Genomic DNA, 16,217 nt, shown 5'->3' with positions numbered 1-16,217 from the left:
ATACGTAAGTCATTCTTCCGTGAGGCGAACGAATGGTGAGGACTTGCTCAATCGGCGTCGGTAATGCGCCGGGCCTGCTCGAAGTACTCACGTAGCCGGGGCACGGCGAAATCGACGAAACTGCGCACCTTGGGCACCGACAGGCGCCCGTGCGGCGTGACGAGATTCGCGGGCAGCGGCCCATGCTCGCTGTCGCGCAGCACGATCCGGAGCCGGCCCGCCTCGACCTCTTCGGCCACGTGATAGGAAAAGAGCCGCGTGACGCCATGCCCCGCCACGGCCGAAGCCCGCGCCGCGCGTATGGTATTCACGATGAAGCGCGGCGAGAATTGCACGACCTGGGGCAGCGCGGTCTGACGCGCCGCCGGGAAGCTCCACGAGTCGAGCCCGAAATGCGTCATCGAGATGATCGGGTGGCTCGCGAGATCGGCGGGCGTCTCGATGGCCGGATGCGTGGCGAGATAGTCGGGCGAGGCGACCACCACGCGCCGCACCTCGCCCACCGGGATGGCGACGAGCGTCGAATCCTGCAGATGCGCAATGCGCAACGCCACGTCGATGCCCTCGTCGATGAGGCTCGCGGGCCGGTCGAGCAGGTGCAGACGGATCGACACCTCGGGGTTGCGGTCGATGAACGCCTCGATCATCGGGCGCAGCACTTCTTCGCCCACGGCCACCGCCGCCGTGACGCCCAGCAGCCCGCGCGGCGCGGAGCGTTCGTCGGCGGCGAGCAGGTCGGCTTCCTCGAGATCGGCGAGAATGCGCCGGCATGCCAGCGCATAGCGCTCGCCCGCCTCGCTCAGGCGGATCGTGCGCGTGGTGCGGTACAGCAGCGCCGTGCCGGTGTGCTCCTCGAGGAACGCAATGGCCCGGCTCACCGCGGCGGGCGAGCGGCCCAGCCGGCGGCCCGCGCCCGCGAGACTTCCCTCGTCGAGCGTGGCGACGAAAACCTTCATGGCGTCGATTCGGTCCATTGCGCGTTCTGGCTTGCGGTCGCTTCGCTCTGTGAATTCCGCGTCGATCTTAGCGGATATCGCGCAGGCGTTAAAATCGGCGCTTCCACTTTTGCGGCAATCGATCACTCATGAAGTGTCCTACCCTCTCGCCGGTCCTCGCTGCCTTCGCTGCCATGGCGCTGGCCGCGACGCCCGCCCTTGCCCAGACGTCGTCGGGCGCTTCGAATTCGAAGCGCGACTGCGCGATCGGTTATGTGACGGGCGTGGCAGGCTCGGCGCAAAGCGTGCGCGACTATCTGGCCACGCCCGACCGCGACCGCATTCGCTACCTCAAGGACAACGAGATTCAATGCAAGATCGCCGACGACGACAGCCACGCGTCCGGCTGCACCGGCGTCACGCTATTGAAGAACGAGAAGGTGAGCGTGTACGACGATAGCGACCCTGCCACCACCGCCATCGTCGTGCGCGTCGAACTCGATCGCGGCACCTACCCGGTGATCATCGTCGCGCCCAAAAACGAGGTGAAGTGCGACGAGTGAGCGGAACGTAGTTAGCCTGGCAGTTAACGCGAGCTGCGCTCGCACGCCGCGATTTCCGCCTCAGTCACGCCCGCCATGCGCGCGGCATCGACGATCTGCGACCAGCTCGTCGCATCCACGGGAATGCCCTGCGCTTCGCGCTGCCGCCGCGTCGCGTCCTCGCGCTCGCCGGGCAGCAGGATCTCGTCGACACCCGCTGCGCGCCGCGTGGCCTTCAGCCATTCCACGAACGCGAGCGCTTCGTGCTCGCGCGAGGGCGCGTCGAACGCCGCCGGATCGACGATCACCGACGTCATGCAATTGACGATCGCGTGCGTGGAGACGATGGTTTGCTCGCGCGTGGTGAAGCCGCCCGAGAGCGCGCCCGCCAGAATTTCGCACATCGCGGCGAGCCCCGAACCCTTATGGCCCGCCACCGCGCCGCCGAAAGCGCGCAGCGCACCGTGCTGCGTATCGCTGAACAGCGCGCCCGGATCGCGCGTAGGGCGGCCGTCGCTGTCGATCAGGGCGTCGGCGGGCACATCCACGCCCTTGTTGTAGGCCACGCGCACTTTCCCCGCCGCAATCGCGCTCGTGGCGAAGTCGAGCACCAGCGGCGAGCGCCCCTCGAGCGGAAACGCCGCGCAAAACGGATTGGTGCCGAAGCGCCGGTCGATGCCGCCGAACGGCGCGACGAGCGGATCGCCCGCGACGTTGACGAAGTGGAACGACACGAGCCCGGCGCGCGCGCATTGCTCCGCCCAGTGCCCGATGCGTCCGATGTGATGCGCGTTGCGCAGGCCGAGTGCACACACGCCGAGCGATTTCGCGCGCTCGATGCCGTGTTCCATCGCCTCGAAGGCCGTGACTTGCCCGAAACCGCGCCCGCCTTCGATCGTGAGCACCGCACCCGCGTCGCGCGCGACCTGCGCGTGCGCGTTCAGTTTGAGCTCGCCTTCGCGGCACGACAGCATATAGCGCGGAATCATGCCCACGCCGTGCGAGTCGTGCCCGGCGAGATTGGCTTCGACGAGGTGATCGGCAACCAGCGTCGCCTCGCGCGCCTCGCTGCCGGCCGCGCGCCAGATGGCGACGACGAAGGCGTGCAGCGCACGAGCCTCGATAACGACTTCTGAACCTTTTGCAGCAGCGGCATTCGACATGTACGTGACCCTGTGTATGGCAGCGGAGTAAGAGGCCGCGCCTTCGTGGTTACGTGCTTACGTGCGCGGCGCGTAAGCCGGTTGGTCGACGCGGCTGGCCTCGGGAGCCTCAAGCGGCTCGACGCGTCCGACAATCACAAGATAGCTCACCGCGCCGAGCACGCAAAACCCACCGGCGACCACGAGCGGAATCGTGAACGAGCCGCGCGTGAGCTGCAGCATCACGCCGGTAAACGTCGTCAGCGCGATGCCTGCGAGATTCGACGCGAAGTTCTGAATGCCCGCCAGCGAAGCGACATGCCGCGGCGTGGGCGCGACGTCGGCAGGCAGGGACCAGATGCTGGCCGCCGCAGCCGCGAGGCTCCCATAAGCAATCGCGAAGAGTGCGAGCATTACATAGATATCCTGAACAACGCCGGTTAGCGTGATCACGGACGAAAGCAGCATGCCGCCGACGATGCACGTCTTGCGCGCAGCCGTCAGGCTCCAGCCGCGCTTCACGAGTGCATCGGAAAGCCAGCCGCCCAGCCAGCCGCCCGGTATCGAGGCGATGGCGGGCAAGGTGCCGAGCGTACCGAGCGACTTGAGCGAGAAACCGCGCGCCTCGACGAGATAGCTCGGGAACCACGTAATGAAGAAGTAAATGACGAAGTTCAGGCAGAAGAAGCCGAGCATCATGCCCCACACGGTGCGGTAGCGGAACAGGCCGCTCCAGCGTATCGAGGCGGCGGCCGGCGCGGGGGCGCGCGGCTTGTCGAGTGCGGCCCGCGCCTCGGGTTCCCGGTACATCACGATCCAGCCCAGGATCCACACGAGCCCGAGCGCGCCGGTAATCACGAACGACGCCTTCCAGCCCCACGCGGCCATGATGGCGGCCACGAGCGGCAGCGAGAGTGCGGAGCCCACGCGCGAGCCGCTGTCGAAGATGCTCGTGGCGAGCGCGCGTTCATCGCGCGAGAACCATTGGCTCACGAGCTTCGCGCACGACGGATACGCCCCCGCCTCGCCCACGCCGAGCATGAGCCGGCAGCCGAACATCGCCGCGAAGCCGCCCGCCACCGCGGTGGCCGCGGTGAACACCGACCACCAGCCCACGGCGAACGGCAATGCGATGCGCGCACCGGCCCGGTCGACGAACCAGCCAAACGGCAGTTGCATCACGGCGTAAGTCCAGAAGAAGCCGCTGAGCAGCAGCCCCATGGCGGCAGGACCAATGCCGAGGTCCTTCATGATGTGCGGCGCCGCTACCGCGAGATTGGCGCGGTCGATGTAGTTGACCGCTATCGCCAGAAAACAGAAGAAAATGACCAGCCAGCGCGATTTTTCCTTCATCGAAAGCACTCCTTCTGAATGTGGCGTCGTCTGTCCAGTGAATGGCGGCGCCTGTTCGAATCGCTCCCGCTCTACATGACCGCCCCCAGATGCCAGGGCACGAATTCGTTCTGGCCGTAACCGTGCAGCTCGCTCTTCGTGCGCTGCCCGGAGGCGGTCGCGAGCATCAGCTCGAAGATCGCAGCACCGGCCTCGTCCACGCTTTGCTCGCCGTCCAGAATGCGGCCGCAGTTCAGGTCGATGTCCTCTTCCTGGCGTCGCCACAGCGCGCTGTTGGTGCCGAGCTTGAGCGACGGCGAAGGCGCGCAGCCGTAGGCCGAGCCGCGGCCCGTCGTGAAGCAGATCAGGTTGGCGCCGCCCGCCACCTGGCCTGTGGCGGACACCGGGTCGTAGCCCGGCGTATCCATGAACACGAGACCCTGGGCGCGCACGGGCTGCGCATACTCGTAGGTTTCGACGAGCCGCGTCGTCCCGCCTTTCGCCACTGCGCCGAGCGACTTTTCGAGAATGGTCGTGAGGCCGCCCGCCTTGTTGCCGGCAGACGGGTTGTTGTTCATGTTGGCTTCCATGCGCGCGCAATACGCTTCCCACCAGCGAATGCGCGCCACCAGCTTTTCACCCACCTCGCGCGACACCGCGCGCCGCGTGAGCAGATGCTCGGCGCCGTAGATTTCGGGCGTTTCGGAGAGGATCGCCGTGCCGCCGTGCATGACGAGCCGGTCCACGGCCGCGCCGAGCGCCGGGTTCGCGGAAATGCCGGAATAGCCGTCCGAGCCGCCGCACTGCAAGCCGACCATGAGGTGACGCGCATCGACCGGCTCGCGCGTCACGCGGTTCGCATCGGCCAGCAGCGCACGCACCTGTTCGATGCCCGCTGCCACCGTGCGCGCGGTGCCGCCCGTCTGCTGAATCGTCATGGTCGAGAGGCGCGTACTGCGCTCGAGTTGTTCCGCTTCCACGAGACCGTCGATCTGATTCGTCTCGCAGCCGAGCCCGACGATCAGCACGGCGTAAAAGTTGGGGTGCCGCGCATAACCCGCGAGCGTGCGGCGCAACACCGTGATCGGCTCGCCCTCGGCCGCTAGCGCACAGCCTTCGCCGTGCGTGAGCGCCACCACGCCATCCACGTTGGGGAACGCTTCCAGCGCTTCGGGGTGGATGTCGCGGCGAAAGTGATCGGCAATCGCGCGCGCGACCGTGGCCGAGCAGTTCACAGACGTCAGGATGCCTATGTAATTACGCGTCGCGACGCGGCCATCCGCGCGCCGAATGCCGAGAAACGTGGCCGGTTGCGCAGCGGCGGGCGTGTCGTGCGCGTCCACGCCGAAGGCGTAGTCGCGCTCGAAATCGCCCATCGAGAGATTCTGCGTATGCACGTGTTCGCCGCGACGGATCGGCCGGCTCGCAAAGCCGATGATCTGCCCATAGCGGCGCACGGGTTCGCCCGGCTCGATATCGCGCAGCGCGACCTTGTGGCCAGGCGGAATCATGCCCGCGACCGTATGGTCGCCATAGAGTGTCGAGCCAGGCATCAACTGTCCGCGCGCGATGGCAACGTCGTCGCGCCGGTCGAGGAGAATGAGCGCGGCCGAAAGCGAGGCGGGGTCGAGAAGTGTCATAGCCGGTCTCCGTAGGCAGCGCCGCGCACGCCCACGTAAAGCGAGTACAGCGACGTGCTGGCTGCAATGAATAGGCGATTGCGATTCGGGCCGCCGAACACGAGATTCGCGACCGTCTCCGGCACGAGAATCTTGCCGAGCAGCGTGCCATCGGGCGCATAGCAGTGGATGCCGTCGCCCGCGCTCGTCCAGACGTTGCCATGCTCGTCCACGCGCATGCCGTCCGGCACCCCAGGCGAAACGTCCGCGAATAACCGCCCGTTGTGCAAACCGCCTTGCGGATCCACGTCGAATACGCGGATGTGATGCGGGCCGTTCTCGATATGCGATGCGCCCGAGTCGGCCACATAGAGCCGCAATTCATCGGGCGAGAAGGCGAGCCCGTTGGGCTTCATGAAGTCGTCGGCCACGCGCCGCACCACGCCCGTATCGGGCGCTACGCGATACACGTGGCATGCGCCGATCTCGCTCGGCGCCCGAAAGCCCTCGTAGTCGCCGAGAATGCCGTAGTCGGGGTCAGTGAACCAGATCGAGCCGTCCGAATGCACGATTACGTCGTTGGGCGAATTCAGCCGATGCCCTTCGTAGCGGTCGGCAATGACGGTGATGCGCCCGTCGTGCTCCGTGCGCGTGACGCGGCGCGTGCCGTGCTCGCAGGTCACGAGCCGGCATTCGCGGTCGAGCGTGTTGCCATTGCTGAAATTCGAGTTCGCGCGGAACACGCCCGTGCCGATGCCGGGCACCCAGCGCATCATCCGGTTGTTGGGAATGTCGCTCCAGACAAGAAAGTCGCCGGCGGGAAACCACACCGGTCCTTCCGCCCACATGCAGCCGCCCGCGAGCTTCTCGAACTGCGCGTTGGGCTGCAGCAGCATGCGAAAGCGCGCATCGTGGATTTCGTATTCGTGGGGATTCATCGTTCCGGCCTCGTACCGTCAGGGTCAGGTCACGGCGACGCGCGTGACCCGTCGCTCACTGCCGCGCCGGTTTATTAAATACTAGTTGAATAGGCCTGTGAAGATTTTCTTCAAGCGCCTGGAATGTGGTTTACCCGTGTTTCCCCGCGAGCCTGTGTGGCGATCAGGTTTTGTCGAACACCTGGTCCAGGTCGTAAACGAGCAGGAACACGCAGCCCGTGTCGCTATGAAATCCCGCGTCGACGGTGCCCCGTTCGGCAATGCCCACGTATCCCGCAGGGAGCCGCCGGCCGTTTTGCACGGCCTCGCCTTCGAGTACGTAGATGAACTCGGGGCCCGTATGGCGGTGATCAGGGAACGTTGCCCCTGCAGCGAACCGGACCAGTTGCATCGCGCGGCCGTCTGCCTTGCCGAGGTTCTTGACCTCCACGCCGGGCGCGAAGCGGGAGGGCACCCATGGCAGGCTCGCTGAATCGATGCCTGAGAACCCAGGCGCGAGCGGCGGGTCGTTTGCCATGACGGTGCCCTCGTGTGCGCGGTTGCGCGTTATTGCGCCTTCGCGTCGGCAGCGGCGAGCATGGCGTCGGCGATGCGCGACTCGCCGCTCGATTTGAGCGCGTCGCCCGCGCCGCGAATATCGCGCTCTTCCTTGTTCTGGCTGAGCTTGCTCTTGCCGACCAGACGCGTGATCTCGATCTCCACGCCGACGATCGCCTTGACGAGCGTGTCCGTGTAGTCCTTGGGCGCATCGGCCATCTTCCAGGGCTTGGGCTGCGTGGCTTCGTGCGTGCGCGTCAGGCGGCCAATCACGCCGCGCACGTAGCGCTCGTCGTCGAGAATCTTGATGCGCCCGTGAGCATGGACCACGACGTAATTCCAGGTCGGCACCTGCTTGTGCGCCTCGTGCTTGCTCGGATACCAGTTCGGTGAAATATACGCGTCGCCCGCGCGGAAGATCACGAGCACTTCGTCGCCGTTCGCCACGTCCTGCCAAACCGGGTTGGCCCGCGCGACGTGCGCACGCAGCACGCCCAACTCGCCCTCGCCCGCCGCGAGTTCAAAGGGGATGTGATTGGCATCGAGCCCGCTCTTTCCCTGTGTGACCAACGTGCCGAACGGATGTTGGGCGATGCAATCGTGCAGAACGTCTTGGCGGTTTTCGGCGAAATGGGCTGGTACGTACATGCGTTTGTCCCTGCTCGTAAGGTGATGGGCGAGCGCGGCCGCAGCCGCCACAAATCCGAGTCTGCCGCAAAAGTGGTTTATTCTATAGATCCAGTTTATTCATAATCCAGTGAACCAGAATCATGCCGAGAACCGCACAGGCCGCTGAGATGCCATCGTTCGGCACGCTGGACCGGGAGGCCGGCAATCTCAGCCGCCAGGTGGCCGAGGCGCTGCGCGAAGCGGTGCGCAAAGGCGATCTTCGGCCCGCCGATGCATTGCCTTCCACCCGCGCGCTCGCCGCTTCGCTCCAGGTGGCGCGCGGCACGGTGGTCGAGGCCTACGAGCAACTGATCGCCGAGGGCTTTCTCGAATCGAAGGCCGGAGCCGGTACCCGCGTGGCGCTCGCGCTGGCGGAGCCGCCGCCCGCACGCGAGCCCCGCGTGGCTTCATCGCAGGCGGCGCAAGCCGGGCTGCCGGAGCGCGCCGAAGCGTTCGCCAGGATCGGACGCGAGTTCAAGCCGCTTCCTCCAGTACCGTTTGCCATATCGGTGCCAACGGGTATGACCGCCCCCGGCGATGTCTGGCGCCGGCTCGGCAACCGCCTGCGCGCGCGGGGCCCCGCCTCGCCGACCGGCTATGCCGACCCGCTGGGCGCCCTGGCGCTGCGCGAAGCGATTGCCGATTATGTGCGCAAGTCCCGCTCGGTGCGCTGCGAAGCGGATCAGGTCATCGTGACGAGCGGCACCCAGCAGGGGCTCTTTCTCGCAAGCCAGGTGCTGCTGGGGCCGCGCGACCAGGCGTGGGTCGAGAACCCGGCCTATCGTGGCGTCACCGCCATCCTCGAAAGCCTGCCCTACCGCGACGCCATGGTGCGCGTGCCCGTGGACGCCGAGGGTCTCGACGTCGAGGCCGGCATTCGCATGGCCCCGAAGGCGCGCGTGGCGTTCGTCACGCCTTCGCATCAATATCCGCTCGGCATGCCGCTGAGCATGGCGCGGCGCGCGGCGTTGCTCGCCTGGGCGCGCTCGGCCCATGGCTGGGTCGTCGAAGACGACTACGACAGCGAACTGCGCTACGAGGGCTCTCCGTTTCCGGCGCTTCAGGGCCTCGCGCCCGATCGCGTGGTGTATCTCGGCACCTTCAGCAAGATCCTGTTTCCGTCACTGCGGCTTGGCTACGTCGTCGTGCCGCCCAGCCTCGTAGATGCGTTCTGCGGCGCGCGCGTACTCATGGACCGGCATCCGCCAACGGCCGATCAACACGTGCTCGCCGCCTTCATGACCGAGGGGCACCTGGAACGGCACGTCCGCAAGGTGCGCAACGTCTATGCAGAGCAGCGGCTCAGCCTGATCGAAACGCTCGAAGCGCTTTTGCCCCGTGAACTCGCGTGGATCGAGCCCGGCGATCAGGGCATGCATCTCGTGCTCTGGCTCGCCGCGAGGCTGGACGATCACGAAATCGTGCGGCTTGCAGCGAACGAGGGTATCGCGGTGCGCGCAGCGTCGCCGATGTTCGCCGCGGGCACCGCACGCCCAGGGCTCATCCTGGGTTTTGGCGGCTTTATCAGCGCGCACATGAAAGCGGCCGCAGAGCGCCTCGCCGCCGTGATCGCCACGGCGGCGACATGAAGCATCGCTAAGCGCTTCGGGCTACTGGATATCGCTGCGACTTGCTCAATTCGATAGCGAGGAAGTCGACGAACGCCCGAATGCGCGTGGACAACTGGTGCCGCTGCGCATACACGGCGTAGATATCCGCACCGGGCGTTTCATACTCGGGCAGCACGACCACGAGCCGCCCGTCCGCCAGATACTCGTTGATGTCCCATTCCGCGCGCATCAAAATGCCATGCCCGTCCAGCGCCCACTTCACGGCAATCTCGCCGTCGTTGGTCGTGAGATTGCCATTGATCCGGACGGCTTCCGATTTGCGCGCATTGCCGCGCTCGTGCGAAAGCCGCCACACGCCATAGGCTTCGTCGCCCTGACGAATGCTGATGCAGTTGTGCTTCACGAGGTCGTGCGGCGTGACGGGCGTGCCCCGGCTCGCGAGATAGGCGGGCGAAGCGCAGAGCAAACGCCGGTTCGCTGCGAGACGCCGCGCGATCACGCGCGTATCGGGCGGCTCGCCGAAGCGGATGCAGACATCGTATGAATCTTCCGTGAGCGGCGGCGGCATGACTGAAAGCTGAAGCTGCACGGAAACCTGTGGATACTGCGCGACGAAACGCGAAAGCGCGGGCCCGATATGGCTGCGCCCAAAGCCGAGCGTCGCGTTCACGCGCAGCAAGCCCTTGGGATGCTTCTTCGAGCCGCCCAGCAGCTCGCCCAGCTCGTCGATCTCGTCGAGAATGCGGCGCGCGTGCTCCAGGTACACCTCGCCTTCTGGCGTCAGCATCATGCGGCGGGTCGTGCGGTTCACGAGCGGCACGCCGGCGCGCTCCTCCATTTGCGCGAGCCGCTTGCTCACGGCGGCGGGCGTGAGGCCCAGTTCGCGCGCGGCGGCGCTCAGGCTGCCCGAGGAGGCGAGCGTCGAGAAAAAGCCCAGATCGGCGGGTAGAACGGTGTCGGTCACGGTCGCCACTTGTGAATTCAAGTTAAGGATGCTTTGAGTCTAGCACCGGTTTTTGAACCGGGAGTTCGGTAAAGTGAACCCACACTGGCCTCACTTCACAGGAACGAGACATGAAGACCTATCGCATCGCGACCATTCCCGGCGACGGCATCGGCAAGGAAGTCGTGCCCGCGGGCAAGGAAGTGCTGGAAGCGCTTGCGAAAACCACGCAGCGCTTCGCGTTCGAATTCGAAAACTTCGACTGGGGCGCCGACTACTACCGCCAGCACGGCGTGATGATGCCGGCCGACGGGCTCGACGCCATCCGCAACAAGGACGCCATTCTGTTCGGTTCCGCGGGCGACCCCGACGTGCCCGACCACATCACGCTCTGGGGCCTGCGCCTGAAGATCTGCCAGGGCCTCGATCAGTACGCGAACGTGCGCCCCACGCGCATCCTGCCCGGCATCGACGCGCCTCTGAAGCGCTGCAAGCCCGAAGACCTGAACTGGGTGATCGTGCGCGAGAACTCCGAAGGCGAGTATTCGGGTGTGGGCGGCCGCGTGCACCAGGGGCATCCGCTCGAAGCCGCGACCGATGTCTCGATTCTCACGCGCGCCGGCGTCGAGCGCATCCTGCGCTTTGCGTTCCGCCTCGCGCAGTCGCGCCCGCGCAAGCTGCTCACGGTCATCACCAAAAGCAACGCGCAACGCCATGCCATGGTGATGTGGGACGAGATCGCGCAACAGATCTCGAAGGAGTTCCCGGACGTGAAGTGGGACAAGGAACTGGTGGACGCCGCCACGGCGCGCATGGTCAACCGCCCGGCTTCGCTCGATACGATCGTCGCGACCAACCTGCACGCGGATATTCTCAGCGACCTCGCCGCCGCGCTCGCGGGCAGCCTGGGCATCGCGCCGACCGGCAACATCGACCCCGAGCGGCGTTATCCGTCGATGTTCGAGCCGATCCACGGTTCGGCCTTCGACATCATGGGCAAGGGACTGGCGAATCCGATCGGCACGTTCTGGTCGGTCGCGATGCTGCTCGAGCACCTCGGCGAGACCGAAGCCGCCGCTCATGTGATGCAGGCCATCGAGACCGTGACCGCGAACCCCGCGCTGCACACCGGCGACCTGGGCGGCAAGGCGACCACGGCGCAGGTCACGGCCGCGGTGTGCGAACTCGTCGAGAAGGCGGCCGTCGCTGCCTGAGCGCTAGCGCGCCGTTAAAAAAGCAGACACGGGGGCGCGTGACACCAAAAATACCCGCATGCCCCCGCCGAACCCTCCAGGGAGGAGACACGTGAATTCGGATACCGAAGCAATCGTCACGCGCAAGCTCATGTGGCGCATCATCCCGTTCGTCATGCTGCTCTATTTCGTGAGCTTTCTCGACCGGGTCAACGTGGGCTTCGCGGCAATGACGATGAACAAGGCGATCGGCCTTTCTCCCACGGCGTTCGGCCTCGGCGGCGGCCTCTTCTTCATCGGCTACTTTCTGTTCGAAGTGCCTTCGAATCTCATCTTGCACCGCGTGGGCGCGCGCATCTGGATCGCGCGCGTCATGGTCACGTGGGGCATTGTCTCGGCGGCGTCCGCCTTCGTGACCGGCCCCACCAGTTTCTATGCGCTGCGCTTTTTGCTCGGCGTAGCGGAAGCGGGCTTCTTCCCCGGCATCATCCTCTACCTGAGCCTCTGGTTCCCGACGAAGCAACGCGCGGCAGCCGCGGCGTGGTTCATGGCGGCGGCGCCGATTTCGACGGCGCTCGGTTCGCCGATTTCCGGCGCGCTCATGCAATTGCCGACCCTGTTCGGGCTTGCCAACTGGCAGCTGCTTTACGTGATCGAAGCGGTTCCCGCTGTGCTGCTAGGTTTCGTGGTCCTGAAAGTTCTCACCGATGCGCCTTCGAAAGCACACTGGCTGAAGCCGCAAGAGCGCGACTGGCTCATGGCGAAGCTCGCCGACGAAGCGAGAACGCGCGAAGGCCACGCAGGCCACACAGCCGGGGCGCTGAGCGCCCTGCGCGACCCGCGCGTGCTGGCGCTCGCGCTGATCTACTTCGGCACCTCGGCCGGCCTGTACACGCTGGGCCTGTGGGCGCCGCTCATCATCCGGCAATATGGCTTCAGCGCGCTCGAAACCGGGCTGCTGAACGCGATTCCGAGCATCGTGGCGGTCGTCGCCATGATTCTCTGGGCGCGGCACTCCGACCGCACGGCGGAGCGCACCTGGCACGTCGTGATTCCCTGCGTCCTGGCATGCGTGGGCTTCGTCTTCGCGGGGCAGGCCAGTACCGCGCTGATGATCGTGCTGGCGCTCGTGGTGGTCAATGTCGGCATCAGCGCCGCCAAGGCGCCGCTCTGGGCCATGCCCAGCATGTTCCTCTCCGGCGCCGGGGCCGCAGCGGGCATCGCCATGATCAATTCGATCGGCAATCTCGGCGGGTTCGTCGGGCCCGCCGTGATCGGATGGCTGAAAACCCAGACCGGGAGTTATGCCGCGGGCTTGTACGTCGTTGGCGCGGCGCTCGCGCTTTCCGCGGTCGTGACGTTGATGCTGAGCCGCAAGGCGAGCCAGCCGGTGATGGCGCAGGTAAGGCACGATCACTGAAAGCAGGCAGGCCCTTGCGCGGGCATCGGCCGGGTGCGTCAGGCCTTGCCCGCCAATCGCACCGCAATCACGCATAGGCTTCGGTCCAGAGCAGCGCCTGCACGATCGTCCCGCGGAGGTTTTGCCGATTCTGGCGCACGTTGAGTGCGCTTGCACTATGTGCGCTAGCGCACGGAGCAGGCCGCGCGGAGTCACTATCCTCGCCGGGTGCCCGAGAGACCCGGCGCGAGCCCTCACGTTCGTTTCGCCAAACGGTATCGCCAGTGCGTAGCCAAGCCATCCAATATGCCTTGCTTCTCGCCTGCGGGTGCCCGCCAGCCTTCGATGCGCACGCAGCCGATGCAATTGGCATAGTCAAGACGATCAAAGGCTCGGTGCATATCGAGCGTGCGAGTCAGCCGGTCGGCGTCGCGGTAGGCAGCGAGGTGTTCGCGAGCGACCGCGTCCTGACCGGCCCCGCGTCTTCCGTCGGCATCACCCTGCGCGACAACACGCTGCTGACCGAGGGCGCCAACTCCGTTCTCGATCTCAACAAGTTTGCATTCAACACCACCACCTACGACGGCGCGCTCGACGTGAGCATCAAGCGCGGCTCGCTCGCCGTGGTCGACGGCAAGCTCGCAAAGGCCAATCCGGAAGCCGTGCGCTACAGCACGCCCACCACCACACTCGGCGTACGCGGCACGGAGTTCATCATCGAGGTGGGAGGAAGCGGGGAGACCGATCATTGAAGACGACGAACGCCGCACACTGCCTGCCGCAATGCATGGCGCTCACGCTGTGCGCGTGCCTCTGCGCGTGCAGCACGCCCGACAAGATCACGCTCCTGCCCAACCCGGACGGCAGCGTCGGCAACGTGATCGTGCATAACGGCGGCAAGACGCAAGTCATCAATAAGGCCTACACGCGCGCCGATGTTTCGAAAGGCGGTGCGATCGAGCAAACCGCCGGCAACAAAGCCGCGGTGGATGCCCAGTACGGCGACCTGCTGGCCGCAGAGCCGCCCAGGCCCCGAACGTTCACGATCAACTTCGTATTCGACTCCGCCACGCAGCTTGCGCCCGAGTCCGCGGCCACCGTCGCCGAGTTGAAAAAGGTATTGGCGAACTGGCCCGCGCCTCACCTCACGGTGGTCGGCCACACCGATATGGCAGGCTCCCAGGAGTTCAACGACCGGCTTTCCATGCGCCGGGCGCAAAGCGTGGCGTCGTTTCTGGTCAAGTCAGGCATACCCGCGCAGCAGATCGAAGTTGCAGGCCGAGGCAAGCGCGAGCCGCTCGTCCATACTGCGGACGGCGTGCCCAACCAGGCAAACCGTCGCGCGGTCATCACCGTTCAGTAATCCGTATCGATCCGCGATGCGCTTCATCGATCCCATGCCGCCATGAAACGCTACCGCAACTCATGCATCGCCTTCCTCAGGCGCATGATCCGGGCGCGCAAAGGGCGCCCCTGGGCGCTCGCGGTGCTCTTGACGCTTCTGTTCATCAACCTGTGCAGCGAATGGCCCGGCGATATTGCGCGGCCGGCCTTGCTCGACACGCTCGATAGCGTGTTGCCCGACACCTTCGGCTCGGCACGCCAGCTTCTTTTCGACCACTACCAGCGCCGCTTTCCGCGTGTGCCAACGACGCAGCCGGTGACCATCGTCGAGATCGATGACAAGACGCTCGAAACCTTCGGCCAATGGCCCTGGCCGCGCAACCGCCTCGCCGGGCTCGTCGATGCGATCGAGGCGAACAGACCGCTGGCGATCGGCCTCGACATCTACATGCCCGAGCCCGACCAGACCTCGCCTGGCATCGTGGCCGACAACCTGCCCGCCTCGGAGGCCGCGCTCGCTACGCAACTGCGCGCGCTGCCCAGCCATGAGCGCATTCTCGCGACCGCGTTGCGCGCATCCCCTTCGATTCTCGGCGCAGCGGCCTTCGACTACGCGACCTCCACGACGCGCACCGACATCCTGAGCGCCCCCGTGCTCGTGCACGGCCCGGACGCCCTCGCGAACGTTCACCGCTTCAATTACGTGCTCGCGAGCCTCCCCGAATTGCAGGGCGCCGCCCACGGCCAGGCCATGCTCAACGTTGCACAGGAACAGGGCACGGTACGGCGCATCCCGCTCGTGCTGGGTCTTGGCGACAAACTTGTGCCGAGCCTGCCCATCGAAATGCTGCGCGTGGCCACCGGCTCGCCAGCCATCGAGGTGTTCGCGGGCCCATCCGGCGTGCGCGCCGTCGGCGTGGCGGATGTGCGGGTGCCCACGCAGCCCGACGGCGATATCTGGCTGCATTTCGCCTCGATTGCGCGTACGCAGCAGCGTTATGTTTCCGCACGCGATGTGTTGCAGGGCAAGGTCGATGCGAGCCGCATCCGCAACAAGCTGATTCTCGTCGGCCTCACCGGCACGGGCCTCACCGACATGCGCACAACGGCGTTAGGCGAACTGGTGCCCGGCATCGAGATTCAGGCGCAGGTCATCGAAACGATTTTCGAGGGCAGATTCCTGCAGCGCCCGGACTGGCTGATCTGGTGTGAGACGGTTTTCATCCTCGCGCTCGGCCTGTTCTTCATCTGGTATGTGCCGCGCAACGATTCGCGGCTTGCCGTCTTCATGCGCGCCGTGCCGAAGGCCTCCGCGATCATCGGTCTTACGCTTAACTTGTTGACGCTTTCGATTTGCTTCCTCGTATTCCGTTATTTCGGCTTCCTCGTCGATGCCGCATCGATCTTCATCATTCTTTCCGCGGTCATGGGCAGTTTCTTCACCATCTCCCTCATGGAGCCGGAAGCGCACAACGCATCCGCCTCCGCCAAGACGCCCGGTTCGAGCGCGACGACCAACACTTAACGATTGCTTCGGTTGCCTGCATGGCTTCGACCTGGCAACCTCGGTGCTACATTACGATCCTGATTGCCCGACAACAGGAAGTCATGCAAGCACGGAGCGCGAATGACCCCATCGGAACGGATTGACCAGCTGATCGCGGAACTCACCGACTGGCGCCGCGAAACCTTCGTCGCGATGCGCGAGGCCGTTCTCGCAGCCGACCCGGCGATCGTCGAGGAATGGAAATACATGGGCAGCCCCGTGTGGTATCGGGACGGCATGATCGCCGTGGGCAACGCGCACAAGGGCAAGGTGAAGCTTACGTTCCTGTACGGCGCGAGTCTGCCCGACCCGAAGCAGCTGTTCAACGCCGGGCTCGACGGCAACGCGCGGCGCGCCATCGACTGGCTCGAGGGCGACAAGGTCGACAAACGCGCGCTCACAGCGCTCATTCGCGCGGCGATCGAATTCAACCAGGGCAACGCGAAGAAAAAGGCACCTGCCAAACCGCGCGCCCGCAGAACGGCCTGACGCTAGCGGGAGGCGGCG

The 16,217-nt window shown here is 65.7% G+C and carries 16 protein-coding genes; 8 read left to right on the top strand and 8 right to left on the bottom strand.

Annotated elements, in window-relative coordinates; translation table 11 throughout:
• Nucleotides 1-47 precede the first annotated feature (47 nt).
• Entirely contained in the window at nucleotides 48-974 is a 927-nt protein-coding gene (locus AB3X99_RS32215; RefSeq protein ID WP_069266966.1) for a LysR family transcriptional regulator, read from the bottom strand.
• Nucleotides 975-1,084: 110 nt separating this feature from the next.
• Between AB3X99_RS32215 and AB3X99_RS32210 the strand changes: the two genes are divergently transcribed.
• On the top strand, nucleotides 1,085-1,498 hold the full coding sequence (locus AB3X99_RS32210) for a hypothetical protein (RefSeq protein ID WP_368619205.1): 414 nt from the start codon (nucleotides 1,085-1,087) through the stop codon (nucleotides 1,496-1,498).
• 23 nt (nucleotides 1,499-1,521) lie between these two features.
• Here the strand turns inward: AB3X99_RS32210 and AB3X99_RS32205 are convergent, their stop codons facing one another.
• The 6 genes from AB3X99_RS32205 to AB3X99_RS32180 form a co-directional block, all read right to left on the bottom strand.
• Nucleotides 1,522-2,640, bottom strand: a complete 1,119-nt coding sequence (locus AB3X99_RS32205) for a malate/lactate/ureidoglycolate dehydrogenase (RefSeq protein WP_342949433.1) — start codon at nucleotides 2,638-2,640, stop codon at nucleotides 1,522-1,524.
• Between the two features lie 57 nt (nucleotides 2,641-2,697).
• Nucleotides 2,698-3,972: an MFS transporter gene (locus AB3X99_RS32200; protein WP_069266969.1), complete on the bottom strand. Its 1,275-nt coding sequence runs from the start codon at nucleotides 3,970-3,972 to the stop codon at nucleotides 2,698-2,700.
• 71 nt (nucleotides 3,973-4,043) lie between these two features.
• On the bottom strand, nucleotides 4,044-5,591 hold the full coding sequence (locus tag AB3X99_RS32195) for a UxaA family hydrolase (protein ID WP_368619204.1): 1,548 nt from the start codon (nucleotides 5,589-5,591) through the stop codon (nucleotides 4,044-4,046).
• Nucleotides 5,588-6,508, bottom strand: coding sequence for an SMP-30/gluconolactonase/LRE family protein (locus AB3X99_RS32190; RefSeq protein ID WP_069266971.1), 921 nt, complete (start codon nucleotides 6,506-6,508; stop codon nucleotides 5,588-5,590). The genes AB3X99_RS32195 and AB3X99_RS32190 overlap by 4 nt, the downstream gene beginning before the upstream one ends.
• A 163-nt stretch (nucleotides 6,509-6,671) precedes the next feature.
• Complete coding sequence (locus AB3X99_RS32185; RefSeq protein ID WP_368619203.1) at nucleotides 6,672-7,025, bottom strand: cupin domain-containing protein; 354 nt, start codon at nucleotides 7,023-7,025, stop codon at nucleotides 6,672-6,674.
• 29 nt (nucleotides 7,026-7,054) lie between these two features.
• On the bottom strand, nucleotides 7,055-7,693 hold the full coding sequence (locus AB3X99_RS32180) for an FMN-binding negative transcriptional regulator (RefSeq protein ID WP_368619202.1): 639 nt from the start codon (nucleotides 7,691-7,693) through the stop codon (nucleotides 7,055-7,057).
• Nucleotides 7,694-7,815: 122 nt separating this feature from the next.
• On the opposite strand from AB3X99_RS32180, the gene AB3X99_RS32175 reads away from it, so the two are divergent.
• On the top strand, nucleotides 7,816-9,303 hold the full coding sequence (locus tag AB3X99_RS32175) for a PLP-dependent aminotransferase family protein (RefSeq protein ID WP_368619201.1): 1,488 nt from the start codon (nucleotides 7,816-7,818) through the stop codon (nucleotides 9,301-9,303).
• Between the two features lie 7 nt (nucleotides 9,304-9,310).
• Here AB3X99_RS32175 and AB3X99_RS32170 read toward each other — a convergent pair whose 3' ends face one another.
• Entirely contained in the window at nucleotides 9,311-10,249 is a 939-nt protein-coding gene (locus AB3X99_RS32170) for a LysR family transcriptional regulator (protein ID WP_368619247.1), read from the bottom strand.
• Between the two features lie 110 nt (nucleotides 10,250-10,359).
• Between AB3X99_RS32170 and AB3X99_RS32165 the strand changes: the two genes are divergently transcribed.
• From AB3X99_RS32165 to AB3X99_RS32140, 6 genes are all read left to right on the top strand, one after another.
• Entirely contained in the window at nucleotides 10,360-11,442 is a 1,083-nt protein-coding gene (locus AB3X99_RS32165; protein ID WP_368619200.1) for a tartrate dehydrogenase, read from the top strand.
• Between the two features lie 91 nt (nucleotides 11,443-11,533).
• The gene (locus AB3X99_RS32160; RefSeq protein ID WP_368619199.1) at nucleotides 11,534-12,841 is read left to right on the top strand and encodes an MFS transporter; all 1,308 of its coding nucleotides are present in this window, start codon (nucleotides 11,534-11,536) and stop codon (nucleotides 12,839-12,841) included.
• Between the two features lie 290 nt (nucleotides 12,842-13,131).
• Entirely contained in the window at nucleotides 13,132-13,572 is a 441-nt protein-coding gene (locus AB3X99_RS32155; RefSeq protein WP_368619198.1) for a FecR domain-containing protein, read from the top strand.
• Nucleotides 13,569-14,183, top strand: coding sequence for an OmpA family protein (locus AB3X99_RS32150; RefSeq protein WP_342949426.1), 615 nt, complete (start codon nucleotides 13,569-13,571; stop codon nucleotides 14,181-14,183). Before AB3X99_RS32155 ends, AB3X99_RS32150 begins: the two co-directional genes overlap by 4 nt.
• Before the next feature lie 42 nt (nucleotides 14,184-14,225).
• On the top strand, nucleotides 14,226-15,689 hold the full coding sequence (locus tag AB3X99_RS32145; protein WP_368619197.1) for a CHASE2 domain-containing protein: 1,464 nt from the start codon (nucleotides 14,226-14,228) through the stop codon (nucleotides 15,687-15,689).
• Nucleotides 15,690-15,791: 102 nt separating this feature from the next.
• Nucleotides 15,792-16,199 carry a DUF1801 domain-containing protein gene (locus AB3X99_RS32140; RefSeq protein WP_368619196.1) on the top strand — a complete coding sequence of 136 codons (408 nt, stop codon included), beginning with the start codon at nucleotides 15,792-15,794 and terminating at the stop codon, nucleotides 16,197-16,199.
• The last annotated feature ends 18 nt before the right edge of the window (nucleotides 16,200-16,217 follow it).

Origin of the sequence: Paraburkholderia sp. BR10882 (assembly GCF_040948855.1) — a bacterium.
Classification (GTDB): Bacteria; Pseudomonadota; Gammaproteobacteria; order Burkholderiales; family Burkholderiaceae; genus Paraburkholderia; species Paraburkholderia nodosa_A.
Note: the sequence above shows the minus strand (reverse complement) of the source record. Positions and strands in the feature narration are given on the sequence as shown.